This is a genomic window from Methylobacterium sp. C25, assembly GCF_021352225.1.
Lineage (GTDB): Bacteria > Pseudomonadota > Alphaproteobacteria > Rhizobiales > Beijerinckiaceae > Methylobacterium.
Genome location: NZ_JAAUVI010000002.1, coordinates 201,977 through 226,641, shown reverse-complemented (window position 1 = coordinate 226,641; position 24,665 = coordinate 201,977). Strand labels below are relative to the sequence as shown.

The 24,665-nt window shown below is 66.1% G+C and carries 26 protein-coding genes and 1 pseudogene; 15 read left to right on the top strand and 12 right to left on the bottom strand.

All coding sequences use genetic code 11. The annotated features are described in order from the left end of the window. Positions 1 to 8: 8 nt before the first annotated feature. The 3 genes from HCU64_RS07380 to fae all read left to right on the top strand — a co-directional run bounded on the left by HCU64_RS07380 (position 9) and on the right by fae (position 2,521). Positions 9 to 923: an ATP-grasp domain-containing protein gene (locus HCU64_RS07380; protein WP_233383186.1), complete on the top strand. Its 915-nt coding sequence runs from the start codon at positions 9 to 11 to the stop codon at positions 921 to 923. Then, the gene (locus HCU64_RS07375) at positions 920 to 1,774 is read left to right on the top strand and encodes a triphosphoribosyl-dephospho-CoA synthase (RefSeq protein WP_233383185.1); all 855 of its coding nucleotides are present in this window, start codon (positions 920 to 922) and stop codon (positions 1,772 to 1,774) included. The genes HCU64_RS07380 and HCU64_RS07375 overlap by 4 nt, the downstream gene beginning before the upstream one ends. Before the next feature lie 234 nt (positions 1,775 to 2,008). Then, complete coding sequence (gene fae, locus HCU64_RS07370; protein WP_233383184.1) at positions 2,009 to 2,521, top strand: 5,6,7,8-tetrahydromethanopterin hydro-lyase; 513 nt, start codon at positions 2,009 to 2,011, stop codon at positions 2,519 to 2,521. A gap of 136 nt (positions 2,522 to 2,657) precedes the next feature. Here the strand turns inward: fae and HCU64_RS07365 are convergent, their stop codons facing one another. Further along, positions 2,658 to 3,335 carry a HisA/HisF-related TIM barrel protein gene (locus tag HCU64_RS07365; RefSeq protein ID WP_233383183.1) on the bottom strand — a complete coding sequence of 226 codons (678 nt, stop codon included), beginning with the start codon at positions 3,333 to 3,335 and terminating at the stop codon, positions 2,658 to 2,660. A gap of 26 nt (positions 3,336 to 3,361) precedes the next feature. Between HCU64_RS07365 and HCU64_RS07360 the strand changes: the two genes are divergently transcribed. Together HCU64_RS07360 and HCU64_RS07355 are read left to right on the top strand one after the other, a co-directional pair. Further along, entirely contained in the window at positions 3,362 to 4,408 is a 1,047-nt protein-coding gene (locus tag HCU64_RS07360) for a hydantoinase/oxoprolinase family protein (RefSeq protein WP_233383182.1), read from the top strand. 24 nt (positions 4,409 to 4,432) lie between these two features. Beyond that, positions 4,433 to 4,912 (top strand): SMI1/KNR4 family protein, encoded by a 480-nt coding sequence (locus HCU64_RS07355; protein ID WP_233383181.1) that lies wholly within the window; start codon positions 4,433 to 4,435, stop codon positions 4,910 to 4,912. An 18-nt stretch (positions 4,913 to 4,930) separates the two neighbouring features. On the opposite strand, the gene HCU64_RS07350 is transcribed toward HCU64_RS07355, so the two are convergent. Continuing rightward, entirely contained in the window at positions 4,931 to 5,506 is a 576-nt protein-coding gene (locus HCU64_RS07350; protein ID WP_442785936.1) for a hypothetical protein, read from the bottom strand. Positions 5,507 to 5,632: 126 nt separating this feature from the next. Here HCU64_RS07350 and HCU64_RS07345 point away from each other — a divergent pair, with 126 nt between their 5' ends. Continuing rightward, positions 5,633 to 5,809: a hypothetical protein gene (locus tag HCU64_RS07345; protein ID WP_233383180.1), complete on the top strand. Its 177-nt coding sequence runs from the start codon at positions 5,633 to 5,635 to the stop codon at positions 5,807 to 5,809. Between the two features lie 30 nt (positions 5,810 to 5,839). Here HCU64_RS07345 and HCU64_RS07340 read toward each other — a convergent pair whose 3' ends face one another. The 8 genes and pseudogenes from HCU64_RS07340 to HCU64_RS07305 form a co-directional block, all read right to left on the bottom strand. Next, positions 5,840 to 6,805, bottom strand: coding sequence for a YncE family protein (locus tag HCU64_RS07340; RefSeq protein ID WP_233383179.1), 966 nt, complete (start codon positions 6,803 to 6,805; stop codon positions 5,840 to 5,842). A 17-nt stretch (positions 6,806 to 6,822) separates the two neighbouring features. Next, complete coding sequence (locus tag HCU64_RS07335; protein ID WP_183504673.1) at positions 6,823 to 7,353, bottom strand: SRPBCC family protein; 531 nt, start codon at positions 7,351 to 7,353, stop codon at positions 6,823 to 6,825. 78 nt (positions 7,354 to 7,431) lie between these two features. Then, positions 7,432 to 7,986 carry an SRPBCC family protein gene (locus HCU64_RS07330; protein ID WP_233383178.1) on the bottom strand — a complete coding sequence of 185 codons (555 nt, stop codon included), beginning with the start codon at positions 7,984 to 7,986 and terminating at the stop codon, positions 7,432 to 7,434. 24 nt (positions 7,987 to 8,010) lie between these two features. Then, complete coding sequence (locus HCU64_RS07325) at positions 8,011 to 8,607, bottom strand: DUF447 domain-containing protein (RefSeq protein ID WP_233383177.1); 597 nt, start codon at positions 8,605 to 8,607, stop codon at positions 8,011 to 8,013. Positions 8,608 to 8,612: 5 nt separating this feature from the next. Further along, complete coding sequence (locus HCU64_RS07320; RefSeq protein WP_233383176.1) at positions 8,613 to 10,103, bottom strand: DUF6513 domain-containing protein; 1,491 nt, start codon at positions 10,101 to 10,103, stop codon at positions 8,613 to 8,615. A gap of 170 nt (positions 10,104 to 10,273) precedes the next feature. Next, positions 10,274 to 10,831: pseudogene (locus HCU64_RS07315) on the bottom strand (amino acid kinase family protein); the annotation flags it as partial. 2 nt (positions 10,832 to 10,833) lie between these two features. Further along, positions 10,834 to 11,550, bottom strand: a complete 717-nt coding sequence (locus HCU64_RS07310) for a (5-formylfuran-3-yl)methyl phosphate synthase (protein WP_442785924.1) — start codon at positions 11,548 to 11,550, stop codon at positions 10,834 to 10,836. Positions 11,551 to 11,585: 35 nt separating this feature from the next. Next, positions 11,586 to 12,110: a DUF3280 domain-containing protein gene (locus HCU64_RS07305; RefSeq protein ID WP_442785935.1), complete on the bottom strand. Its 525-nt coding sequence runs from the start codon at positions 12,108 to 12,110 to the stop codon at positions 11,586 to 11,588. A gap of 232 nt (positions 12,111 to 12,342) precedes the next feature. Here HCU64_RS07305 and HCU64_RS07300 point away from each other — a divergent pair, with 232 nt between their 5' ends. The 9 genes from HCU64_RS07300 to HCU64_RS07260 all read left to right on the top strand — a co-directional run bounded on the left by HCU64_RS07300 (position 12,343) and on the right by HCU64_RS07260 (position 21,462). Beyond that, positions 12,343 to 13,602: an ABC transporter substrate-binding protein gene (locus tag HCU64_RS07300; RefSeq protein WP_442785923.1), complete on the top strand. Its 1,260-nt coding sequence runs from the start codon at positions 12,343 to 12,345 to the stop codon at positions 13,600 to 13,602. A gap of 133 nt (positions 13,603 to 13,735) precedes the next feature. Then, positions 13,736 to 14,722: a YVTN family beta-propeller repeat protein gene (locus HCU64_RS07295; protein WP_233383173.1), complete on the top strand. Its 987-nt coding sequence runs from the start codon at positions 13,736 to 13,738 to the stop codon at positions 14,720 to 14,722. 182 nt (positions 14,723 to 14,904) lie between these two features. Then, positions 14,905 to 15,336: a hypothetical protein gene (locus HCU64_RS07290; RefSeq protein ID WP_233383172.1), complete on the top strand. Its 432-nt coding sequence runs from the start codon at positions 14,905 to 14,907 to the stop codon at positions 15,334 to 15,336. Positions 15,337 to 15,344: 8 nt separating this feature from the next. After that, positions 15,345 to 15,593, top strand: coding sequence for a hypothetical protein (locus HCU64_RS07285; RefSeq protein WP_233383171.1), 249 nt, complete (start codon positions 15,345 to 15,347; stop codon positions 15,591 to 15,593). Further along, positions 15,590 to 16,345, top strand: coding sequence for an ABC transporter ATP-binding protein (locus HCU64_RS07280; RefSeq protein ID WP_233383170.1), 756 nt, complete (start codon positions 15,590 to 15,592; stop codon positions 16,343 to 16,345). Before HCU64_RS07285 ends, HCU64_RS07280 begins: the two co-directional genes overlap by 4 nt. Next, entirely contained in the window at positions 16,342 to 17,247 is a 906-nt protein-coding gene (locus HCU64_RS07275; protein ID WP_233383169.1) for an ABC transporter permease, read from the top strand. The genes HCU64_RS07280 and HCU64_RS07275 overlap by 4 nt, the downstream gene beginning before the upstream one ends. A gap of 21 nt (positions 17,248 to 17,268) precedes the next feature. Then, positions 17,269 to 17,895, top strand: coding sequence for a hypothetical protein (locus tag HCU64_RS07270; RefSeq protein ID WP_233383168.1), 627 nt, complete (start codon positions 17,269 to 17,271; stop codon positions 17,893 to 17,895). Between the two features lie 337 nt (positions 17,896 to 18,232). Then, positions 18,233 to 20,785: a TonB-dependent receptor gene (locus tag HCU64_RS07265; protein WP_233383167.1), complete on the top strand. Its 2,553-nt coding sequence runs from the start codon at positions 18,233 to 18,235 to the stop codon at positions 20,783 to 20,785. Between the two features lie 266 nt (positions 20,786 to 21,051). Then, a complete protein-coding gene (locus HCU64_RS07260) occupies positions 21,052 to 21,462 on the top strand; it encodes an EF-hand domain-containing protein (protein ID WP_233383166.1) in 411 nt (136 codons plus the stop codon). 157 nt (positions 21,463 to 21,619) lie between these two features. Here HCU64_RS07260 and HCU64_RS07255 read toward each other — a convergent pair whose 3' ends face one another. Next, a complete protein-coding gene (locus tag HCU64_RS07255; protein WP_233383165.1) occupies positions 21,620 to 23,179 on the bottom strand; it encodes an undecaprenyl-phosphate glucose phosphotransferase in 1,560 nt (519 codons plus the stop codon). Positions 23,180 to 23,274: 95 nt separating this feature from the next. Continuing rightward, positions 23,275 to 24,495, bottom strand: a complete 1,221-nt coding sequence (locus tag HCU64_RS07250; RefSeq protein ID WP_233383164.1) for a glycosyltransferase — start codon at positions 24,493 to 24,495, stop codon at positions 23,275 to 23,277. Between the last annotated feature and the right edge of the window lie 170 nt (positions 24,496 to 24,665).

The following is a 24,665-nucleotide window of genomic DNA, read 5'->3' as shown; positions in this document are numbered from 1 at the left end:
CCCAGCACATGCGCATCGGGCTCGCGGCCGATAACGGCAATTGGCACAAGGCGAGGTTGCGGGGCGCCCTCGAATCCTTCGGGATCGAACCGGTGCTGTTCTCGCTCGCCGACGTCGCCATCGTCACGGGTGGCGGCGAGCCCCTGCGCGTACCCGGCTTCGAGGACGGCCTCCCCGACGGGGTCCTGATGAGGACCATCGCAGGAGGCACCTTCGAGGCCACCACCATGCGGCTCGGAGTGCTCCACGCCCTGGTCTCGGCCGGTGTCACGGTCTGGAACTCGCCGACCGCGATCGAACGCTCGGTGGACAAGGCGGCGACCAGCCTTGCCGTCGCCCGCGCCGGATTGCCGACGCCGGACACCTTCGTCTTCTCGAAGCGTGAGGCAGCGGCCGAGCTGATCGCCCGCGAGGCCGGCCCCGGCCGGCCGATCGTGCTCAAGCCGCTCTTCGGCTCACAGGGCGAGGGTTTGATGCTGATCGAGCGGCCCGAGGAGTTGCCACCGGAAGATGACGTGAACCGCGTCTACTACCTGCAGCGCTACGTCCCGCGTCGCGACGGTCTCTGGCGCGACTACCGGGTCTTCGTCTGCGAGGGGCGGCCGATCGCCGGGATGATACGCGAAGGCGACGGCTGGATCACCAACGTCCACCGCGGAGGCCGGCCCTTCGCCTGGAACGTCCCAGCCAAGGCCGCCGAGCTAGCCGAAGCCGCGGCGGCTTCGATTGCGGTCGACTACACGGGCGTCGACCTCGTCGAGGACGGGGAGGGCGGCTTCCTGGTTCTCGAAGTCAATTCCATGCCGGCCTGGTCGGGGCTCCAGCAGGTCACCGAGGTCGACATCGCGGCGAGCGTCGTGCGCGGATTTCTCGGCGCCGTCCGGGCCGCGCGACCGCCGAGGCTCGTGGCGTCGCAGGCGTGACCGGCACCGCGCTCTCGCCAGCGATCGTCGCCGATCTCTACCGGGCGGCGTGCCTCGCCGAGCTCGACGCCCTCAAGGTCGGCAACGTCCACGCATATGCCGGCGGGCACCGGATGGAGGTGGCGGATTTCGTCACCAGCGCCGAGGTTTCCGCACCGCATCTCGCGCGCGCCGGCGCAAGCGTCGGGGCGAGGGTGCGCGGAGGCGTCGAGGCGACGATCTCGGCTGTGGGCCAGAACACGAATCTCGGGATCCTTCTGCTCTGTGCCCCGATCGCCCTCGCCAGCGAAACGGCCGGGCGGCTCCAGCAAAGGATGAGTGCCGTCCTCTCTGCCCTCGACGAACGCGACGGCGCCGACGTGTTCGCGGCGATCCGGCATGCCAATCCCGGCGGACTCGGGACGGCGCAGCGCCATGACGTAACTGAAGCCTCGACGTCGGTGGCTCTCGGAGCAGCGATGGCCGAGGCCGCGCCCCGCGACCGCATTGCAAGGGCTTACGTTACCGGCTTCGAGGACGTCTTCAGCGTCGGCCTGCCAGCCCTCGATGCGGCACGGCGCCTGGATCTTTCGACCAATTGGGCGACGACGGCCATTCACCTCGCGTTCCTGACGAGCATTCCCGACAGCCACATCGCCCGGAAGTATGGAGCCGAGACGGCCGAGAAGGTTCGGCAAGAGGCCGCCGGGGCGCTCGGCGGGATCGACCTGAGAAGAGAGCCAGTCGATGTGCTGCTCGCGCATGACCGGGTCCTCAAAGAAGCCGGGCTCAATCCAGGGACCAGCGCCGATTTCACGGTAGCGACCCTGTTTGCCGACACCATCCTCACGGCGCGCGGCGAGGCTCGCTGACTGCCTGACCGTTCGATCGAGAACGGTTCCGTCAACCATCCGCCGAACCCCCGAAAAATTACCGATTTCAGGGCCTTGCTCGGGTTGTTCCGGCAAATCCGCCGCTGTAGGGTCCGCGCCGCTGTCCGGGCTAACCGGCTCGGCTCCTCATCGAGCGCCGAAACAAGGACGGCTTAGGCTGCGCCTCACAAGAGGGCAGCCTTTTCTCCGAGGAAATCCAGGGAGAATCCCCGAATGGCAAAGATCACCAAGCTCCAGGTCGGCGAAGCGCTCGTCGGCGACGGCAATGAAGTCGCTCACATCGACCTGATCATCGGACCCCGCGGTTCGCCGGCTGAGACGGCTTTCGCGAACGGTCTCGTGAACAACAAGCACGGCTTCACCAGCCTGCTCGCGGTCATCGCGCCGAACCTGCCGTGCAAGCCCAACACGCTGATGTTCAACAAGGTCACCATCAACGACGCCCGTCAGGCCGTCCAGATGTTCGGCCCCGCCCAGCACGGCGTTGCCAAGGCCGTTCAGGACGCGGTTGCCGAGGGCATCATCCCCGTGGACGAAGCCGACGACCTGTTCATCCTGGTCGGCGTGTTCATCCACTGGGAAGCGGCCGACGACGCCAAGATCCAGAAGTACAACTACGAGGCCACCAAGCTCTCCATCCAGCGCGCCGTGAACGGCGAGCCGAAGGCTTCGGTCGTCACGGAGCAGCGCAACTCGGTGCAGCACCCCTTCGCAGCCAACGCTTAGATCGGGGACAGTCCTGGGCAGAGCGAGCCTCCGCCCGCACCGCGGGGCCTGCTCCAGCGACTGGCCTCCATCTTCCTTGGACGCTGACGACGATTGGGACGGCGAAAGCCGTCCCTTTCTTTTTGCGCGCAGAGGCTTACCGGAAAAGCTTGCCGTCGTGGATCGCCGACGCAACGAGGGCTCCAGCCACACCGATCTCCTGTAATGCGCGGACATCATCGGGTCCCCGCACGCCGCCGGCCGCATAGACGCGGCGGCCACGCGCCGCGTGCGTCACACGTTCCAAAGCCGCAACATCGGGTCCGCCGCCCACGCCGATGCGTGCCAGGGTCATCACGATGACGTCCGTCGGCCAGCAAGACGGGTCATCGTGCAGATCGCGGGGGCCGAGAAAGGCTCCGTCTCTGCTGTCGAGCGAGAGAATCGCCCGATCGCCGCATGCGCGGACGAGGGCTGAATCGGCTTGGCTCTCGCTGCCGAGCACCGGTTGGCCGAGACCTTCAGCAACAAACGCTCTGACAGCCTCCGTCGTCGAGAAACCCGCATCGAGCCAGAGGCTCACGGCGGGACAGGCGGCGCGGATGGCGCGCAAGCTCGCTAGGTCGGGCGCGTGGCCATCCACGATCGCGTCGAGATCCGCGACGTAGAGGATCTCCGCCGGACAAGCGGCGAGCAATCCGCGGGCGACATCATCCGGTGCCGATCCGCTGGCCAAAGGGGTGCGGATCGGGGCATAGGCGTCGCGGTCGCCCGCGCGCGCTCGCACGACGAGTCCGCCGCGCAGGTCGATCACCGGAATCAGCCGGAACGTCATCCGTCCACCGCCTCAGCGAGCCGCCCGTGAGCCAGCCCCGGCATGACCCAGCAGCCCCGACGGTGGGGTGGGATCTCGGCGGGGTGCATGTCAAGGCTGCGCTCGTAGCGGGCGGCCGTGTCAGAGAGGCGGTGCAGGCGCCTTGCAAGCTCTGGCGCGGCATTCCCGCTCTCGACGAGACGCTCTCGTCGCTACCGGATTGGGCACGCAGTGAGGCTAGCCACGCCGTCACCATGACTGGCGAGCTGACCGACTGCTTCCGAGACCGAGCGGACGGCGTCGCACAGCTCGCCGCCTGGGCTGCCGCAAATCTGAAAGGCTCCGCGCGGATCTATGCCGGCCGCTCCGGCTTCGTCGCGCCCGAAGCCGCCGAGCGGCAGGCCGCCGACATCGCCTCCTCGAACTGGCACGCCACCGCCGCGCTCGTCGGACGGCACGTCGGCAGCGCACTCCTCGTCGACATCGGCTCGACGACCTCCGACCTGATCCCGATCGTCGACGGCCGGCCCGCGGCCTCCGGCTACAGCGACGCCGAGCGGCTGGAGACGGGCGAGCTCGTCTATTCCGGCGTCGTGCGAACAGCATTGCCTGCGCTCGCCACGCATGCGCCCTGGCGGGGTCGCCGCACCGCGTTGATGGCCGAAGCCTTCGCCACCACGGCCGATATCCATCGCTTGCTGGGCGACCTTCCCGAGGGAGCGGACCAACAGCACAGCGCAGACCTTAAGGGAAAATCCATCGCGGAATCGGAGACGCGCCTCGCCCGGATCATCGGCCGCGACCATGGGGAGGGCTCGCCCGCGCAATGGCGAGCGCTCGCGGCCTGGTTCGCGGAGGCGCAGCTCCGCCCGCTCCACGACGCCGCGGCGACGCTCCTGTCTCGGGCGGACCTCCCCGAGGATGCGCCGCTCGTCGTCTGTGGCGCTGGCGCCTTTGTCGCCGAGCGTCTCTCACGCCGCCTCGGTCGGCGCTGCCTCGCCTTCACCGACGTCATCGCCGATGGTCTGACGGATCGCGATGCCGACTGGGTCTCGACCTGCGGACCGGCCGTGGCGGTGGCACTGATCGCCTGAGGTGGCTCGATGAACCTGCGAGACGTGAGCGTGATCGGCGGGCCCCTCTTCCTGTCGACGTACGAGGAGGTCTTGGCTGCAGAAGCAGCCCTCGGCACGCGGCTTCCGGAGGGTTATCGCGCCTACGTGACAACGCTCGGCGAAGGAATCCTCGGAGGCGACCTCGTTCGCATCTACCCGCCGCACCGCATCCTCCGCGGGCCGAACGATGTGGCGACGTGGCGCCAGCGGGTCGCGCAATATTGGTTCTGGGGAGACGGTCCGCTGCTCGGGAAACCCGACGCGGCAGACTGCGTGATCGTCGGCGATACCACCCAGGGCGACGAGTTGGTGTTTCGCCCGAGCGATCCCGATCGGATTCTCGTGCTGCCACGCGACACCGAGGAAATCCACGCGGTGGCAGGCGGCCTTCTCGCTGCGGTCGAGTGGCTGTGCAGCTCGGGAGTCATCGCCGAACCGTTCACCGAGCGCGAGTTCGAGCCCTTCAGCACGCGCGCCGCGTAGACGCAGGCCGGAATCCGCTCACGGCGACTTGCAGGAAAGCACACCGGCGGCTTCGACGACGCTGAGCGCCTTGCCACGGACATCCGCAGTCACACCCGGCTGATCGGCCACGGCGCCGGCTTCGCGGCCGAGCACTTGGTCGCAGGCGCAGGACGCGTAGCCGGCGGCGTCGTAACAGGCGTCGTGGCGCATGCAGGCGGCATCGAGCTGGTCCGTCGGCGGCAAGCCCTCGCCACGCTGGCCGGCGCCGCAATAATTGCCGTGGAACAGTTCCTTGCCCGTGAGCACGTTGGCCAGATTGCTGCGCGGGCGAGGTGTTTCGCTCGCGCTGCCGACATTGAGATCGTTCGCAGGGCCGCCCGCCTTCGCACCGGAGCCGCGGAGCGTCTTGGGAATCGTCGAGTTCGGTCCCGGCTCCGACAGGCTCTCGGCGTTGCGCGCGTTCGGATCGGAGAGATCGGGCGATGGCGGCGGCGGGCCGGGGACGGGCTCCTCTTGCGCGGGCACGGGCGCAGGCTCTTCGGTCTGCGCCAGCGCGCCGGAGACCGCGAGCAGCAGGGTGAGGACGAGGATCGATCTGTAAGGGGGCACGATGGCGGTACTCGGCGGGCCAGCACCAGAAAGCGCCGGCTCGACAATACGGTTCCGCTCATGCTTTGCGGATGTCGTCCCGCGTCGAGCCTCCTCGACCGTCAGCCATCCATCCATGAGGCCCCGCGCATGAGCGCCGCCAAGAAACTCGTCCGCATCCTGGCCGCGCGGAGCGGCGATTCCATCGAGCTCGCCTTCGCAACAGCCGACGGCGACACCGTCAAGGTGCTGGCCAGCGAGGATCAGATCGACCAACTGGTGGACGAGCTGGAAGACATCCTGAACTCGCCCGCGGATGACGATTGAGACGCATACCCGCCAGCGCGGGCCGGTCTGCTAGCGCAAAAAGTCCCCGAAAGCCCTCGGCCCGTCCGGCACGGCGATCTTGCCGGTGACCTTGAGGGTTGCGGCATCGATCACGCTCAGCGTGTTGTCGCCCCAGTTGGCGACGTAGAGGCTCTTGCCGTCCCGCGACGCGGCGATGCCCTCGGGATGATCCTCGACGTCGATGCTGCCGGCCGGCTTGAGGTCGTCGAGGCCGAAGGCAGTGACGCTGTTCGAATACTGGTCGGTGACGAAGCCGTGTCCGCCGGCCAGAGCCACGACGTAGGGCCTATCACCGGTCGCGATGCGACCGATCTCGCGGTGACCGGGGACGTCGATCACGGACACGTCGTTCGAGGTCACGTTGGCCGTGTAGGCCCGGCTGCCGTCGGCCGACAGCGTGAGGCCGAACGGGTGCCGCCCCACCGCGATGACGTGCGTTTCCTTGGCCGTGGCGAGGTCGACCACGGAGACCGAATCCGCCTCGCGATTGGCGACCAGCAGCGTGCCGCCATTGGGCGTCACGGCGAGGCCAGAGGGCGACTTGCCGACGGCGATCTCGCCGGTCTGCTTCAAACCTTCGGGGGAGGGCGTCAGCACGACGACGCGGGTCGCATACCAGTCGGCAACGTAGACCACGCCGGTCTTCGGGTTGACGGCGATCCCGAGCGGGCCGCCATGCACGGCGACGCTCGCCGTGACCGTGCGCTTGTCGAGATCGAGCACCGCCACCGACTGCCCCTCGGGCCGCGTGACATAAGCTGTCTTGCGGTCCGGCGAGAGGGCGATACCAGCCGGCGCACCGTCGACCGGGATATGAGCGATCACCTTGCCGGCACCGAGATCCACCACGGCGACCTCGTTCGCGAGTTGCGCGGTGACGTAGGCCTCCTGCGCCAGCGACGGGCTGGCCCACACGAGCAGAAGCGCGGCGAGACTGAAAGGGCCGGCTTTGAGCCGGCCCCTCCGAGACGTCATTCCGCGGAGGTGGGCCCTCACGAGCCCTTCTCGACCTTGGCCTTCAGGTTATCGAGGCTCGCGCGGTAGAGGCCCGACACGGCCTTCTTGGAGGCCTCGTCGTTCAGCTCGGGCGGCGGATCGTTGTTCATGTAGCCGCGATAGAAAGCGCCCTTCCAGGTCACCTTGGTCTTGCCGCCGGCATCCTCGACCTCGATCGTCGAGGAATAGTCGTTCACCGGCAGAACCTTCACGTCGACCTTGTTGATCCGGTACATGAAGGTCTTCTTGCCGGCATCGTACTTGGCCAGTTCCTCGTCGACGGTAGCGCCGCCCTTGAGGTGCAGGGTACGGGTCGCCTTGACCTCGTTGCCGCCCTTGCCCTCGGTCTTCTCGACCACCGGGATCCAGCTGCCATCCTGGAAGTTGCCGACCACGGCCCAGACCTTGTCGGCCGGTGCGTTGATCTCGACCTCTTCCGACACCTTCTGGCGGCTCGGGCCATGCGCCTGGGCGGCGAAGGACACTGCGGCCAACACCGCCACGGCGGCTGTCGTGTAATATCTCATCGTGATCGTCTCTCTCCCATTTGCGCCGCCGGGGCGGCGGCGCTCTTTATCGTTGTGCGGGGCTTTAAGGTCACCCCGTCAGGAAGCGCCTTTCTCCAACTGCGCCTTGAGATTGGCGAGGCTCTTCTGAACCCAAGCCTTCACCGCCTTCTCGGAATTCTCGTCGTTCAATTCCGGCGGCGGATCGTTGTTCATGTAGCCGCGGTAGAACGCCGCCTTCCACTCGACCTTCGCCTTGCCATCGCCCTCAGCCTCGACGGTGACGTTTGACGAGAAGTCGTTCACCGGCAGATCGGCGACGTCGATCTTGTCGATGAAGTAGCCGAACAGCATCCGGTCAGGCTTGTAGTTGGTGCCTTCCTCCTCGATCGTATGACCGTTCTTGAGGGTGAGCGTCCGCTTCGACTTGCCCGGATCGTCGCCATGCGCCTCGGTTTTGGCGACGTTCTCGACCCAGTTCGAATCCTTGAAGTTGCCGACGACCGCCCAGACCTTGTCGGCCGGCGCGTTGATCTCGATGGACTCGCTAATTTTCCGGCGAGTCGGGCCATGGGCCTGGGCGGTGACTGCGAGAACGCTTGCGGTGGCGAGAGCCGCCGCAGCCGTCAGGGTCCGTCTGGTCGTCTTACGCATCGGTGATCTGCTCCGTCTGCCGCCTCACGCGGCGGGTTCAGCTCGTGGGAGAACGCGCTCGCTGCGCCCGAGGGCGTCCGCGACCTTGTCCTCGATCCAGTCCCAGGCCTCGCGCTCGGCGGGACCAGCGGTCTTGGAGATCGCGATGGCATGGTAGGCCATCTCGGTCAGGATCTTCTCGGGCTCCAGCATCTTGAGGCGCGTCGAGAGGATCGCCGCCTCCAGAACCGCGGCCTGCGCCCGGTTGTAGCCGAGAAATGGCTTGTGGCTGGCCGAATGGACCATCCGGCCGCGATAGCGCGGGCGCTGGGCGTCGTCGTCCTTGTCGAGCACCTCGAACTCGGCATGGCCGAAGCACGCGGCCAGCCGCTTGCCGTGGATCTTCTCGCAATCGACCACCGGCCATTCGCGGCGTCCCGTGACAACGCCTGCGATGACGCGCACGTCGGTCGGCGCGGAGGCTGCGAAGAACGGCGAGGCTTCGAGGTTGAGGATGGTCGGCGAGGGCCGGAACGGCGCCAGCACGTAGTCGTCGCCTTCGCGGATAAGACCGAACGGCACGAGGTGCAGTTCGCCCTCCGGCGACAGCGTGGTGACGATCGTCTCGAGAATGAACGGCACGTGGCTCAGCCCTCGTCCGGCACGAGCTTGCCGCAGACGATCCGGCCCTTTGGCGCCTCGGCTGCAGGCACGGCGTCGCGCGTTCCGGACAGTGGTACGTCGGCGCCGCCCTGCCTGGTGTGACCCGCCTTTTTGAACGCGGTGGTGTCTTCCCTGTTGCGGTCGGCCGCGCAGCCCCAATCGAGCGGCTCGTCCTGCACGTAGCGCTTGCCGAGCCGGAACGCAGTCTCGGCCTTGGTCAGCTCGCCGCCGAGGTAAAAGGCGTGAGCGCCGTCGCAAGCCACGTCCATGTCCGGGAAAAATGCCATTGCGTCGGTGCCGACCTTGTGGATCGCGCGGTTGTAGACGTGGATCCCATCCTCGGCGACCGCGATGCGGTAATTGGGATCGCGAACCTCGGCCGCCAGTGCGGCGATTTCGTCCGGGGTCTGCACGAAGGGTCGCTTGTCGTGAAGTGCCAATAGCTCCCGGCCATAACCCTTGGGCAGCGCGGAGTCTGCCTTGGCCGCGTACATCACACGTCGGGCCGCATCGTGCTCCTCCACGGTGCGGCGCGTATGGTTCGAGACCTGCACGATCAGCACGTTGCGGATCGAGAGCTCCGAGCACATTCCAGCGAGCAGCGCGGTGACGCCGAGGCTGTCGGCCTCGGTCAGTTCAGTGAGGTTGCCGGTGCCCATCATCATCTCGATGTCGGGCCAGCGCTTGCGGACGTCGTTGTAGCGCGCGATCGACTCGACGAAACCGAAATGGATCGGCTCGAGGATCGGGTCGGCCATGTAGGGCAGCCCCGCCTTCTCCATTCGCTCGATCGCCCGGTCGAGAGAGGGCATGTCATCGGGCCGCATCGGCACCAGGACCGGCACGGCGCCGATCTCGAAGGCGAGATCGAGGGTCTCCTCGTTGAGGCTGAGCAGGTAATCCGCACCGCCTTTAGCTCCCCGCGTCAGCTCGTCGAGCGAGAAGGAGTCGACGCTCACGGTCAGGCCCGCGCGCTTCATCTCGCGCACTGCGTCTTCGAGGTGCGGAAAGGGTGTGTCGGGCAAGCCGCCGAGGTCGATCACGTCCGAACCGCGCCGTGCGAGGTCGAGGCCCTTCGCAACGATCTGGTCGACGCTCATCTTCGAGGCATCGACGATCTCGGAGAAGATGCGCAGGTCGTGTTTCGAGAGATCGACCTTGCGGCCCGCGAGACCGAGATAGGCCGGCAGGTCGACGATCTCGTCCGGGCCCAGCTCGACGGGCAGCTTGAAGTGCTCGGCCAGTGCCTCGCGGTTCGCTCGGCAGCGGCCCGGCAGGATGATGCGCGTGGCCCCCTCGGGCATGGTGATGCGGCGCTTGATGATCTCCTCGGTCATCAGCGCGGCGACCTTCACGCCGGCATCGGCGATCGACCAGTTGAAGCGCTCAGCCGGCAGCGTGTTCGCGACCTTTTCCAGCCGGGCATGGGCAAGCTTGCCGGTAATGAAGACGAGGTGATCCGGGCGGTCGCTCATGCCGCCTCGTCCTCCGATGCGCATGGGAAGACGCCACCCACACCCTCATCCTGAGGTGCTGGCGCGGAGCGGCAGCCTCGAGGAGGGGCTCCAGCGATCGCAGTGGCTTCTGGAGCCTTCCTTCGAGGCTCGGCTGGGCCTCGCACGTCAGGATGAGGGGGTGAGTGGGAGATTGCGTCCGAGCCGCACAGGACGATCTCGCCTGCAAAGGCACGGGCGAAATCCGGGAAGGCGCGATCGACGAGGCCGAGTCCGGCGAGATGGTCCGGCGAAGCATCGGCGGGGCAGGGCGCGGATTTCACCAGCACGCATCGCGTCGCGCCGAGCGCGCCAGCAAGCCACAGAGCGAGGCTGTCGGAGGTGACGTCCCAAGACTCGGGAATGTCGGGATGTCCATCGCGCAGGCCCACGGGATCCCAAAGGCAGACGCCATCATGGGCTCTCGCCGCCTCGACGCTTCGGACGATCGAGAGCCGCGGCTCCAACTCAGAAAGAACCTCGGCCATCTGGCCCATCGCGCCGAGGGCGAGCCGGTGGGCGAGCGCGTCCGAAAATCCGAGCGATGCCTGCGAGGCGCGCACCGTATCGGCGAACGGTCCGCCGCCTGGCACGATGACGGCATGGCCTTCGCCGCCGTCGGCGAGCGATGCCAGCACGGCGCGCAAGCGGGCCGGATCGGACGCCAAACTGCCGCCGACCTTGATCACGCTCAGAGGGCCGTCCGCCATCGTCACGCGGCGTCGCGCCGATCGAGGTCGCGCAGGGCCGCGATCGCGGCGCCGACCCTTATCGGATCGAGCGCATTGCGACGGTCGCCGTCCTGACAGAGACCGCCGCGGAATCCGAGATAGCCCGGCGCGTGGGCGGCGAGGCCGGGAATGTCTGCGACACCGAGCGAACCCGCGAGCCCCGAGAGCAACCCGTGCGCGTGGCAGGCCGCAACGAAGGCTGCGAGGTCATCCGGCAGAAGCAGGTCGCCGAGGCGTCGTCCGTCCTTCGCGCGCGTGTCGATCATCGCACCGCAAAAACCGGCCTCGGCTAGGCGCGAGACGACGTTCAGCCCGAAGACGTCGCCGGCAAAAAGCACACCGATCAATCGCCCGGGCGCCGCCTCTGCCGCCTCGACAAGGGCGATATCGGGCTGATCCGCCCGCACCGCGACTTTCACGTAGTCGACGCCGGTGCCGGCCATGGCGGCGACCATGGGAGCGAGTGCCGCAGCGTCCTCCGGCTCTCCGGCCACTGCGCTCGTCGTGACAGAGGCACCGACGCGCCTCACGATCTCCCGCACGGTTTCCACGGGCAGCGCGCCGAGGGCGCCGTTCGCGGGGTCTTTCGCATCGACGAGGCCGACACCGGCCGCGCAGGCGAGCGCGGCTTCGTCGGCATCGCGGACGCTGACGAGGAGGCGGGGACTGTTCTCGGATGGCTCGGACACGGGACGCATCGGGACTCGGGGATCGCGAGCCGTCGTCCTCCTGGTCAGGAGGGGTTCGGCAGCGGCTCCGCCAGCAGGCGGTTCTTGACCACCGAGCGCGCGGCATGCGCCCAGTCGTCGTCGGAATTGGCGTTTATCACGACGATGCCCTTCCGCACGACCTTTCCGGATGCAACCTCGACGATCGTGACGGACAGGTTGAAAAGCTGTGGGCCGCCTTTCTCGGCCACGGTCGTCACCGCGTAATCCGCCCCCAGCGCCTTGGCGATATCCGGAACACAGCCGTTGCACTTGAACAGCGGCGCCTGCTTCTTGATCTCCTCAGCCTGCGGAGCGAGGTCGACGCTCTCGAGCTTGCCCTTGTCGGAGAGCGTCTTGCGCAACTCGTCCGTGATCAGGTCGAGACGCTTCAGGAAGGCCGGCGGCGGCTTGCGGCCATAGGGCAGCATCGGATCGTCGAGTTCGGCGGTGAAGATCGCGGCCTTTCGCCCCATCTCGGCCATGGCGGCAGGCGTGAGCAGCGGCATCAGCGCGACGGTCGCCAGCACGAGACGGCCAAGCGTAAGCATCGGGCGCCGGTTCATCACAGATTCCTCCAGGCAAGCGGCTCAGACGGATCGCCCTCGTCCGGTTTTAGGTCGGGCGCGAGGAGCTTTTGGCAACGGTCGGCGCGGAGGGCTCTCGTTTCCTCTGGCCGGATTTGCCGCAGCGCAACCGCCGACGCGCCGCGTTGCGAGCTTAGAAAGTCCTTATACATCAACCGTTGAGGGTCACGCCGAGATGTTGTTAGCGTCCCGGGGCATGCGTTTTTCCGCCCTCCGCCTCCTCGCCGTTCTGCCCGCCTTCGCCACCGTCATGAGCGGCGCGGTCGGCATAGCTCAAGAGCCGAAGGCCGAGACCGGCGAGCCTGCGCCCGGCTCGCCGACGGCCCAGCAACCTGCCACCATGCCGGGCAGCGAGACGCATATCGCCTTCCTCTACCGTCCGGTCCCAGCGCCCTCGTCCTACGATGCGGAGGCCGATCCCGAAGATCTCGGCGTCGCCGGCGCGCGCATGGCGGTGAAGGACAACAACACCACCGGCCGCTTCACCAAGCAGACCTACGCTCTCGACGAGGTCGCCTTGGAGGAGGGCAAGAGCGCCGTCGACGCCGCCAAGGAACTCGCCGGAAAGGGCGTGAAGTATTTCGTGGTCGCGCTGCCCGCAGCCGAAGTTCTGGCCGTCGCCGATGCGCTGAAGGGCGACGGCGTGGCCGTCTTCAACGCCGGCGCGCCAGACGATTCCCTGCGTGGGGCCGATTGCCGCGCCAACGTCTTCCACACCATCCCGAGCCGCGCGATGCAGACCGACGCGATCGCGCAGTACATGACGCTGATGCGCTGGCGAAAGATCTTCCTGATCGTCGGCCCCAGCGACCGCGACAAGGCCTATGCCGAGGCCATGAAGAACTCCGCCAGGAAGTTCGGCCTGAAGGTCACGGCAGAAAAACCATGGACCTTCGGCCCGCTGATGAAGGCGCGCGGCGATACGCCGACCCGCGCCGAGGCGATGATCTTCACCCGGGGCATCGACTACGACATGGCGATCGTCGCCGACGAGGAGCAGGATTGGGGCGAATACGTCCCGTATCGCACCGTGGATCCGCGACCCATCGCCGGAACGGCCGGCTTGGTGGCGACGACCTGGCATCCAACGCTGGAGACCTGGGGGGCGGCCCAGGCCCAGAACCGTTTCCGGAGGCTCTCGGGCAGGCTGATGCGGCCCCTCGACTACCAGGCCTGGGCGGGCGTGCGCAGCGTCGGCGAGGGAGCAACGCAGAAGAAGAGCACCGATGCGGCCACGCTGATCCCGTACTTCACGGATCCGACCTTCAGCCTGCCAGCCTACAAAGGCGTCTCGCTGAGCTATCGCCCCTGGGACCACCAGTTGCGCCAGCCGATCATCGTTGTGCAGCCGAAAGCGATGGTGTCCGTGGCGCCGGAGCAGGGCTTCATCCACCAGCGCACGCCGCTTGACACGCTCGGCACCGATCAGCCGGAGACGACCTGCAAGTTCAAGTAACGCTGCGCTCGATGCGGCAATGAAACGCTGTGGATTCGGACGATCCCGCTGAATGGCCAATGTCCCTGTCGGGAAATTGCGCTAGATCGCCGGGGCGAATGCGCGAAAAGCGCGCGCGACAGGGAGGATGCTGATGGGCCGTCGCTTCAGAGCGAGCGTAAGCGTTGCGGTGCTCGCGGGAGCTTGGCTCGGGCTGTCGGAGGCCGCGCAGGCCTTCACCGCCTACGTGACCAACGAAAAGGGCAACTCGGTCAGCGTCATCGACACCAACACCATGGCGGTCACCGCGACCTGGAAGGTGGGGCGGCGCCCGCGCGGCATCACGCTCTCGAAGGATGACAAGGAACTCTTCGTCTGCGCCAGCGACGACGACCGCATCGACGTCCTCGACACCGCCACCGGCAAGGTCACGCGCTCGCTGCGCTCCGGCCCCGACCCGGAGCAGTTCATCCTCGCGGCATCGGGTAACCCGCTCTACGTCGCCAACGAGGACGACAGCCAGGTCACCATCATCGACATCGAGAAGAACAAAGTGCTGGCCGAGGTACCGGTCGGCGTCGAGCCGGAAGGCATGGGCCTGTCGCCGGACGGGAAGGTTCTCGTGAACACCTCCGAGACCACCAACATGGCCCACTTCATCGATACCAAGACCTTCGAGGTGATCGACAACGTCCTGGTCGATGCGCGCCCGCGCTTCGCCGAGTTCTCGGGTGACGGCAAGACGCTCTGGGTCTCGGCCGAAGTCGGCGGCACCGTCTCGGTGATCGACGTGGCGACCCGCAAGGTGATCAAGAAGGTGACCTTCAAGATCCCGAGCGTGAACGACGAGCAGATTCAGCCTGTTGGTGTGCGGCTCACCAAGGACGGTTCCAAGGCTTTCGTGGCACTGGGTCCAGCCAACCGCGTCGCCGTGGTGAACACGAAGACCTACGAGGTCGAGAAGTATCTTCCGGTGGGTCAGCGCGTCTGGCAGCTCGCCTTCACGCCCGACGAGAAGCAGCTCTACACGACCAATGGCAGCTCGAACGACGTCTCGGTGATCGACGTCGAGAACCTGAAGGTTTTGAAGAGCATCCAGACGGGCCTGTTGCCCTGGGGCGTGGCGATTTCAAAGAATTAGGACGCGGACATCCCACCCGGAACCTCATTCTGAGTTGCCTGCGACGGCAGGCCTCGAAGGGGAGCTCTCTGAATACCTGGGACGCCGGAGGCTTCAGTTGCGCAGCGGCACCTCGGGGTGAGAGCTGGGACTAAGACAAAACACGGTCGGACCGCCGGCGAACGGCGGCAGGAGGAGATGGAATGAAGGTGTGGAAGCTCGCCGTGCTGCTCGGCTCGGCCTTGATGTTCGCGGCGCCTGCCAGCGCGCTCGACCTGACGAAGAAGCGCCAAAACCTGCCCGACCTCGTGCTGGGCAACGAGGACGGCAACGACTTCGTCGTCGAGAACAAGGACATCGAACTGGAGGCCGGCAAGGCCTACCGACTTCGCATCATTGCCAAGGGCCACCAGGAGTACAAGTTCTACGCGCCCGAGTTTTTCCGGAATATCTGGTTCAACCAGATCGTCATCGAGCACAAGGAAATCCACGGCGGTGGCCCGCCGGACCATCTCGAGTTCGACGATCCGGGCGAGATCGCCGTCGAATTCGTGGCGATCAAGCCGGGCGATTACAAATGGTACGCGCAAGGACTGGAGTCCAAGGGCATGACCGGCACGATTTCGGTGAAGTGAGACGTCTGATGAACCGATCCGTCGCAACGGGCATGACCTTAGCTGCCCTCGTCCTCGCCACCCCCGCTCTCGCGGACGACAAGGCCGATTGCGCCACCGGCATCACGATGATCCAGGGCGAGATTGCCAAGGCGCCGGCCGAGCCCGTCCTCGCCAAGCTCAAGCGGGCGTTGAAGAACGCTCAGCGCGAGCAAAAGGAGGGCGAGTTCGACGAGTGCATGGATGCCGTCGGTGACGCGAAGCGGGCACTGAAATGAATCCAGAGCCGAGCGAGGGCGCAGCCCTCGACATTGCCGACGTCAGCCACAATTTCGGTCAGCGTGCGGCCCTGTCGAACGTCTCGCTTCGGGTCGAGCGTGGCAGCTTCACCGCTTTGCTCGGGCCGAACGGTGCCGGGAAGACGACGCTCTTCTCGGTCGTCACGCGGCTCTACAACAATCAGCACGGCCGGGTCTCGATCCTCGGCCATCCCCTCGACCGCGAACCGTCCCGCGCGCTGGCCCGCCTGGGCGTGGTCTTCCAGGCGCGCACGCTGGATACCGATCTCACCGTCGCGCAGAACTTGTTTTACCACGCCAGCCTGCACGGAATTGCGCGGCGTGCGGCGCGCGACCGCATCGACGTGCTCCTCAACCGCGTCGGTCTCGCCGACCGGCGCAACGACAAGATCCGCACGCTGTCGGGCGGCCAGTCGCGCCGCATCGAGATCGCACGCTCGCTGATCCACGAGCCGCGCCTGCTGTTGCTCGACGAGCCGACCGTCGGTCTCGATCTCGAATCCCGTGCAGACATCGTCGGCATCGTGCGGGCGCTGGTTCGAGAGGAGGGGCTCTCGGTGCTTTGGGCGACCCATATCTTCGAGGAAATCTCGGCCGAGGACGACGTCGTGGTTCTGCACAAGGGGCAGGTGGTTGCGCGCGGTCTCGCCGGCGGCATCGGCGAAGCGGGTGAGAGCCTTGAGACCACCTTCCGGCGCCTCGTCGCCGAGCCGAGCAAGGCAGCGGCATGAGCAACGCCTCCGACAGCACGATCGCCGCCGCGGCGCCGAGCAGCAGCGCAACGTCAGCGAAGCCGGTGCCGCATCTCGGCCGGCTCGATTTCGTAGGCTACCTGCGGGCTCTCGGTGGCATCGTGCGCCGCGAGTTGCTGCGCTTCTTCAATCAGAAGGAGCGCTTCTTCTCGGCGCTGGTACGGCCGCTGGTCTGGTTGTTCATCTTCGCGGCCGGCTTTCGCAACACGCTCGGCGTCTCGATCACGCCGCCTTACGAGACCTACGTGCTGTACGAGGTCTACGTGGTGCCTGGCCTGGCCGTGATGATCCAGCTTTTCAACGGCATGCAGTCATCCTTGTCGATGGTCTACGACCGCGAGGTCGGCTCGATGAAGGTGCTGCTGACCTCGCCCTATCCGCGCTGGACGCTGCTGCTGGCCAAGCTCATCGCGGGCGTCTCGGTCTCGATCGTGCAGGCCTACGCGTTCCTCGCCGTGGCTTGGTTCTGGGAGACCGACATCCCGCCGCTGGGCTACCTTACGGCGCTGCCGGCTTTCATCGCCGCTGGCTTGATGCTCGGCGCCATCGGCCTGTTCCTGTCGTCGATGGTGCGCCAGCTCGAGAACTTCGCGAGCATCATGAACTTCGTGATCTTCCCGATGTTCTTTGCCTCTTCCGCCCTATATCCGCTCTGGCGGATCCGGGAGTCGAGTGAGACGCTCTACTGGATCTGCGAGGCCAACCCGTTTTCGCACGCGGTCGAGCTGGTCCGTTTCGCGCTTTACGCGAAGTTCGAGCCACTCGCTTGCGCCGTCGTAATCGGGACCGGCTTGGCGTTCTTCACCCTGGCCGTCATCGCCTATGATCCCGGCCGCGGCATCATGGCCCGGCGCGGCGGACCAGCAGGCGCGGCGAACTGAAGCCTAGACGTGGACAATCGCATGTACCGTCCGTTTCTTCTCGCAAGCTTCGGCCTGATGGCCGTCGCCATACCGGCCCTTGCGCAACCGAAGCCCGATCCCGACTGGCCTTGCGCCCAGCGCAAGGTTTCAACGCTCGGTTATGGGTCGTTCTGGACCGGCCCCGATCTGGCGGCAGCCGGCGAGTGGGGCAACGATCGCGAAGCGGCGCAGTTTGCGCGCAAACTTGCCTCGCGGCGCACCGAGCTGAACGATGTCGACGGTCTGATCGACGATTTCACCAAGGACATCAAGGACAAGGACGAGAAGGACAAGCGGCTGACTCGCGTCTTTGCCGGCGTCTTTGAGGTGATCAACGGCGAGCGCAACACCATCGTTTCGGGCATCGTCCGCTATGCACAGGGCCAGCACCGTCTCGCCCAGCGCATCCGTGAGGAGGCCGACAAGATCAGCGAAACGAGAGAGGGGCCGGCCGAAGACGCGACAAAGGTTGCAACCAAGGAGGGCACCGACCTCGAGAACTCCTTCAACTGGGACCGCCGCATCTTCGACGAGCGCAACAAGTCCGTCACCTACGTCTGCGAGGTGCCGACATTGCTGGAGCAGCGGCTCGGCGAAATCGCCAGGAAGATACAGGCGAAACTCTGAGGCTTAGTCCGGTTTGCCTGAGCGCTTGCACGAATGATTCGGCAAGCGGCTCGGGTGCTGCTGTCCGCGATTACGGCGGTAACATTTGCGAAACGAGCAGCCTCTCAGACATCTCAAACGGTTGCCAAATCATCCCGGACAAACTGCCTAATTATCCCTAAGCCACTGAAATCTCTCCAGAAATATGTTGCGCGAGCGCCACGCGCGCCCATCATTCCTGATAAATCGCTTATTACCGGCTGCAATGTGCCGCAGCAGCAATTGCTGAGCTTCCCAACCCCGTGAAAAGTCCCGGCACACCCCGAAAACGGGGACGCCAAAAAAGGGGCTGGGGAAAATGACGATGCGTGTGCTGCGGAGCAGCCTGATTGCTTCGGTCGCGCTACTGCCAGGAGCGGGTTACGCTCAGGAATCGGCGACTCTCGACGAGATCTCTGTTGTCGCAACGACGCCCGTCGGCGCGTCATCGGGAACCGGGATTGGACGGCGCGGGGTGGTTGCCTCGGGTCCGGCCGGCGGCCAGACGGCTCCGGTAGAGCAGCGCCTACGTGGTGGCGCCCAGCCACTCTACAAGATCCCGAGCACCGTCGAGACGGTCACTGCATCGCAGCTCGAGCAGGATACCGGCACGTTCAACGCGGTGGCGACGCTCGCTCGCGTGACGCCCGGCCTGAGCCTTACCGACTCGCAGGGCAGCAACAACCGCGTCGACGTCAACTACCGCGGCTTCACCGCATCGCCGGTTCAGGGCGTTGCGCAGGGCCTTGCCGTCTACCAGAACGGCGTGCGCGTCAACGAAGCCTTCGGCGACACCGTTCAGTTCGACCTGATCCCGCCCTCGGCGATTCAGCGCATCGACGTCGTCACCTCGAACCCGGTCTTCGGCCTCAACGCGCTCGGCGGCGCGGTGAACATCCAGATGAAGAACGGCTTCAACTGGCAGGGAACCGAAGTCACCGCGCTCGGTGGCTCGGACGCCCGTATCGGCGGCGGCCTGCAATACGGCAAGCAGATCGGCGACTGGAGCTTCTACTTCAATGGCGACGGCCTGAACGATCGCGGCTGGCGCTACGAGAGCCCGAGCACGATTGGCCGCGTCTACACGGACCTCGGCTATCGGACCCAGGATTCGGAATTCCACCTGATCGGCAACTTCGCCCGGACGTATTTCGGTGCCGCGGCTGCGACCCCGGTCGACTTCACTCAAGTCGATCCGCGCGCAATCTTCACCTATCCGCAGACCACGACGACCCAGATGGGCACGATGCAGGTCACGGGTCGCGTCGACATCTCGCCGACCTGGGATCTCGCAGGAAACGCTTATTTCCGTCGCTTCAGCAACCAGTATGTCGACGGTAACGACGGCAATTTCGAGAACTGCAGCACCCGCTCCAACTTCCGCGGCCGCCTCTGCTTCGAGGATGACGGCTTCTCGCCGGCCCCGGGCCAGACCCAGGCCCAGTTCCGCAATCAGTTCCTGATGCTCGGCCGCGGCACTCCGGCGAACGGTATCCCGTTCACGGCCGGCGTTCCCTACGGCACAATCGACGTGACCAAGACCGAGGCGACCGGCTATGGCGGCTCGCTCCAGGCGGCCAACCGCGACCGCGTGTTCGGCTTCGGAAACAGCTTCGTCGTCGGCGGCAGCATCGACGCGGCGGATTACTCGTTCAAGTCGTCGAGCACGCTCGGCGTGATCAACCCGGATCTCTCGGTCACGACCAATCCCGTCAACCCGACCTACGGCAACATCCCCGGCCTCGGTACAGAGTTCCTGAGGACGGCTGCCGCGCTCGGTATCGCGCCGAGCTCGGTGATCGGGTCGTCCTTGTCGATGGGCCTCTACGCCACCGACACGATCGATCTCACCGATCGACTGTCCCTTACCGCCGGCGGCCGACTGAACTTCTCGCGGATCACCGCGACGGATCAGACCGGCTTCTCACCGGACGTCAACGGCACGCACTACTTTACGAAGATCAACCCCGTCGCCGGCCTGACCTACAAGGTCTTCGACTTCATGTCGCTCTATGGTGGCTACTCGGAGTCGAACCGCACGCCGACGCCGCTCGAGCTCGCCTGCTCGAATCCCGATCGTCCCTGCCTCCTGCCGAACTCGCTCGTCGCCGACCCGCCGCTCAAGCAGGTCACCGCGCAGAACTACGAGGTGGGCTTCCGTGGTGCGATCCCGAACTTCTACGACGGCGGATTGCTGACCTATAAGATCGGCGCCTTCCGCAACGATCTCGCCAACGACATCCTGCAGCTTGCCACCCCCGGCAATGCGGCTCGCGGCTACTACGTCAACGTGCCGTCGACCCGTCGCCAGGGCTTCGAAGTGGGTGCCGAGTACTCGCGAGGCGATCTCTCTCTCTACGCCAACTACGCTCTGGTCGACGCGACGTTCCAGTTCAACGGAACGCTGTCTTCGCCGAACAACCCCTCGTCCGATGCCGATGGCGCGATCTTCGTCAGGCCTGGCGACAAGGTGCCGTTGATCCCGGCTCACCAGATCAAGGCCGGATTCGACTATATGGTGCTGCCGGGTTGGCGTGTCGGCATGAACGTTCAGGCCTTCTCGTCCTCCTACTATCGGGGCGACGAGTCGAACCTGAACAAGCCGCTGCCTGCCTACTACGTGCTCGGCCTGAACACGTCCTACCAGGTCACGCGGAACCTGCAGGTCTTTGGTCTCATCACCAACTTGACCAACAACAAGTACGCAACGTTCGGTACATATCTTGAGGGCGGCACGGTCGCGAACCGTTACCCCATCAATGATCCGCGCACGACGACGCTAGCTCAGCCGCTGTCGATCTATGCCGGCCTTCGCTACCGGTTCGGCGACGATCCGGTTCCGATGGAAGAGCCGATCATCCGCAAATACTGAGCGGACAAGACGGAACGACCAGACGGCGCGGCTCCCCGGAGCCGCGCCGTTTACGTTTGATCTCGCGGACGGCCGCAGCCACGCTTGATCTCCCGTAAGGTCCAGAAATACCTTATCGCTATTGCCAAATGCTCCCGGGCAAGTTACGCAACCCAGGTTAGGTCGGGGCCGCGCCCTGCAGCATGAGGCTGCATCGGCAAGAGGCTTCGAACCGGTTGTCTCAAGCTGGCCATTACGGTGGCCGTCTTTCTCCGGAGTGATCCTTCATGACCATCAAGCTCACCAGCGCCGCTCTTCTCGCGGCGATCGTCACCCTCGGCGCTGCCGCCCCGCTCGCCGCCGCCCCGACCATGACCAAGGTCGACATCGCCGCCTTCGATCCCGACAAAGACGGCACCATCGACGCCAAGGAAGTCGAGACGGCTGCCGCCGCCGCGTTCGCCAAGCTCGAAAAGGACAAGGACGGCACCCTCGACGCCAAGGAGCTCGACGGCCGCCTGACCGCCGCCGACCTCAAGAAGGCCGACCCGGACAACGACGGCACGCTCGACCAGAAGGAATACGTCGCCCTCGCGCTCGGCCTGTTCAAGGCTGCCGATCCGGACAACGACGGCACCATCGACGCCAAGGAGCTCATGAGCCCGGCCGGTTCGGCCCTGGTGCAGGTCATCCGCTAACATCGAAACGCCCTTCGGCGGGGGATCGTCACCAGAGCAACGAGCCGCATCAGCGGCCGACAATTCCCACCGGACGGCAAGGGGCGCGGATCTCACGATCCGCGCCCCTTTTCGTTGACTTGCCTCGAGTTCGCCGAGCGCTTGCCGACACCCTTCCTCAGTAAGCGTTCTCGGTCTTGAGCAGCGCGAAGGGCGTCGTCGCCAAGATCTGGATGTCGAGCAGAATCGACCAGTTCTCGATGTAGTACAGGTCGTGCTCGACGCGGCGCTGCAGCTTCTCGGAGGTGTCGGTCTCGCCGCGCCAGCCGTTGATCTGGGCCCAGCCGGTAATGCCCGGCTTGACCTTGTGGCGGGCGAAGTAGCCGTCGACGACCTGATCGTAGAGCGTGTTGGCGGCCTTGGCCTGCAGCGCATGCGGCCGGGGACCGACCAGGGAGAGGTTGCCCTTCAGCACGTTGAAAAGCTGTGGCAGCTCATCGAGCGAGGTCTTGCGGATGAAGCGGCCAACCGGCGTCACGCGAGGGTCGCCCTTTGTCACGAGCTTGGCGGCGCCGGCATCACCCTGGTCGACATACATCGAGCGGAACTTGAAGACCTCGATCAGCTCGTTGTTGAAGCCGTAGCGCTTCTGCTTGAACAGCACCGGTCCCTTCGAGCCGAACTTCACCGCGAGTGCCACGCTGAGCATCACCGGGGCCAAGGCGATCAGCGCCAGAGCAGCGACTATCCTGTCGAACACGTTCTTGAGGATGACGTCCCAGTCGGCCAGCGGCTTGTCGAACACATCGAGCACCGGCACGGCGCCGAGATAGGAATAGGCGCGCGGGCGCAGGCGCAGCTTCGTCGCGTGCGCCGAGAGCCGGATGTCGATCGGCAGCACCCAGAGCTTGGCGAGCATCTGCAGGATGCGCGTCTCGGCCGAGATCGGAATCGTGAAGACGATCAGGTCGATACGCGCACGCCTTGCATAGGCGACGAGGTCGTTGACGTTGCCGAGCTTCGGGTGCCCGGCGACAACATCGTTGGAGCGCGCATCGCCCCGATCGTCGAACACGCCGACTATGCGGATGCTGCTGTCGGCAGAGGCCTCCAGCGACCGGATCAGTTCTTCCGCGGCCGGACCGCCGCCGACGATCGCCGTCCGGCGGTCGAAGAGGCCCTTGCGCATCTGCACGCCGGTGAACACGAAGAGCACGACGCGACCAACGGTCAGCAGGCTGAGGCCGCCTGCGTAGAAGGTCGCCAGCCAGATCCGCGAATAGTGGTCGGACAGCTTGGTGAGCACCATGGCGGTCGCGACGACGAGGAAGGCGAGCGACCAACCGAACGCGAGCTTCGCGAAGGATTTCGCGATGCTGCGGAAGGCGGCGATCCGATAGCAGCCGCCGATCTGGAAGGCGGCGCCTGCAAGGCCCGCGATCGCGAGGATGACCGCGACATAGGACCAGCCGAGCGGCACGACGCCGCCGAGCGTGATCTGCTGAACGACGAAGCCGAGCACGACGAGCGAAAGGATCTCGAGGCCGCGCACGCAGCCTACCAGCACCACAGGTGTCAGGGCAGGGCCCTTCAGGACGGGCGCCAGTGCTTCAGCCGGCGGTTGGGCCGAGGCGGGCGGCCCCTGCATATGGGCGATCCGATCCTCCGCACCGGACCGCTCAGCAGTGCCGGGCGCGCCCGCCACGTCGAGCAGATCACGAACTCCGAAAGCACTCATGGCTCACGTCCAGGCTCTTGCGCGAGGGGAGTGACGCGCCGGCTGGCGAGCCTAGCGCGCCGACGCTCTCGGAAGGTTTAATGGGGCCGCCGCAATCAGGCCGATTGCGGGGCGGTTGCGCGAGCCTCGGCGCCGGACGGCAGGGCGGCGTCCCGCGCGGCGAAGGCCGCGGCGTAGCCCGAAAGCACATCGGCGCCCATGCGCCTCATCGAGAAGCGCGCCTGCACGAAGGTGCTCAAAGCGGCATAGCGAGCCTCTCTAGCCTCCGGTGTCGCATCGAGAACCTTTGCGATCGCCTCGGCCAATGCGTGGGCGTCTCGGGGCGGAACCAGATCGAAGGCGCTCGGTCCGAAGATCTCGGGAATGCCGCCGACATTCGTGGCAACGAGCGGCTGTCCGGCGGCGGCCGCCTCCAGCACGACGTAGGGGAGGGATTCCGCCAGTGACGGGACCACCATGAGCCGGCCGCGCGCGAGCACGGGACGGATCGGCTGCGGGGGCTCGAACGTGACAGCCTCGGCTAGGCCCAGGCGCGCCGCATGAGCCCGCACCGCTTCGGCATCCGGCCCCGAGCCGACCATGAGGAGCCGCAAGGCGCGCCCCTGGCTACGGAGGGAAGCCAGCGCATCGAGCAGCCACGGGATGCCCTTCGCCTCGCGCAGTTCGCCGACATAGACGAGATCGTGCTGCGCGTCGGCAGGGACGATGGGCACGAACTCGGCCTCGCTGATCCCGTTATGGACGATGCGCATCTGGCATCGCGGCTCGCTGACGAAGGTCCGGTGGCGCGAGGCGACGTACTCGCTCTCGAACAGGAAGACGTCGGTGTGCCGCGCCAGGAAACCCTCGGCCGCCATGTAGACGCGGTGCGGCAGGCTGCCGGGCCGATAATTGTAGCTGCCCCCATGCGGGGTATAGGCGCGGATCGGCCCCGGTACGCCGTCATCGGTGCGCACGGGAGCGAGGCGGGCGTAAACACCGCCTTTGGCGCCATGCCCATGCAGGATGGTGGCGCGGATGCGTTCGGCAACGTCCCGGACGCTCATCAACGCAGAGAGATCCGACGGATGCGGATTCCTGCGCATCGGAATCCGGGTCACGCCCAGCGCCAGGTACGGCATCAGCTCGCGAAGAGCTTCCTCGGCGCGGCCTCCCCCCGTCGTCGAGTCACAGACGATGCCGACGAGATGCCCCGCCTCGCTCTGAAGGCGCGCGAGATCGACGACATGACGAAACAGGCCGCCGATCGGCGCACGAAACACGTGCAGGACCCGATCGACCTGAGCGGGCTTGTGCGAATGTGCGGACGCGACCACGGCGTGCTCCCTCGACGGACGGCCATTGGCCGGCTTCGAGAGTCCTGCAGCACGATGCGTGGGCCGACGGTTAAGGAGGGCGCGCCTTCGCCCCCGCAAAGCGGCTCGTGCACGATCTTTCCAAAACCAGGGTAAGCGCCAGGCTAATGCCGCACGCGGCATTCGACCGA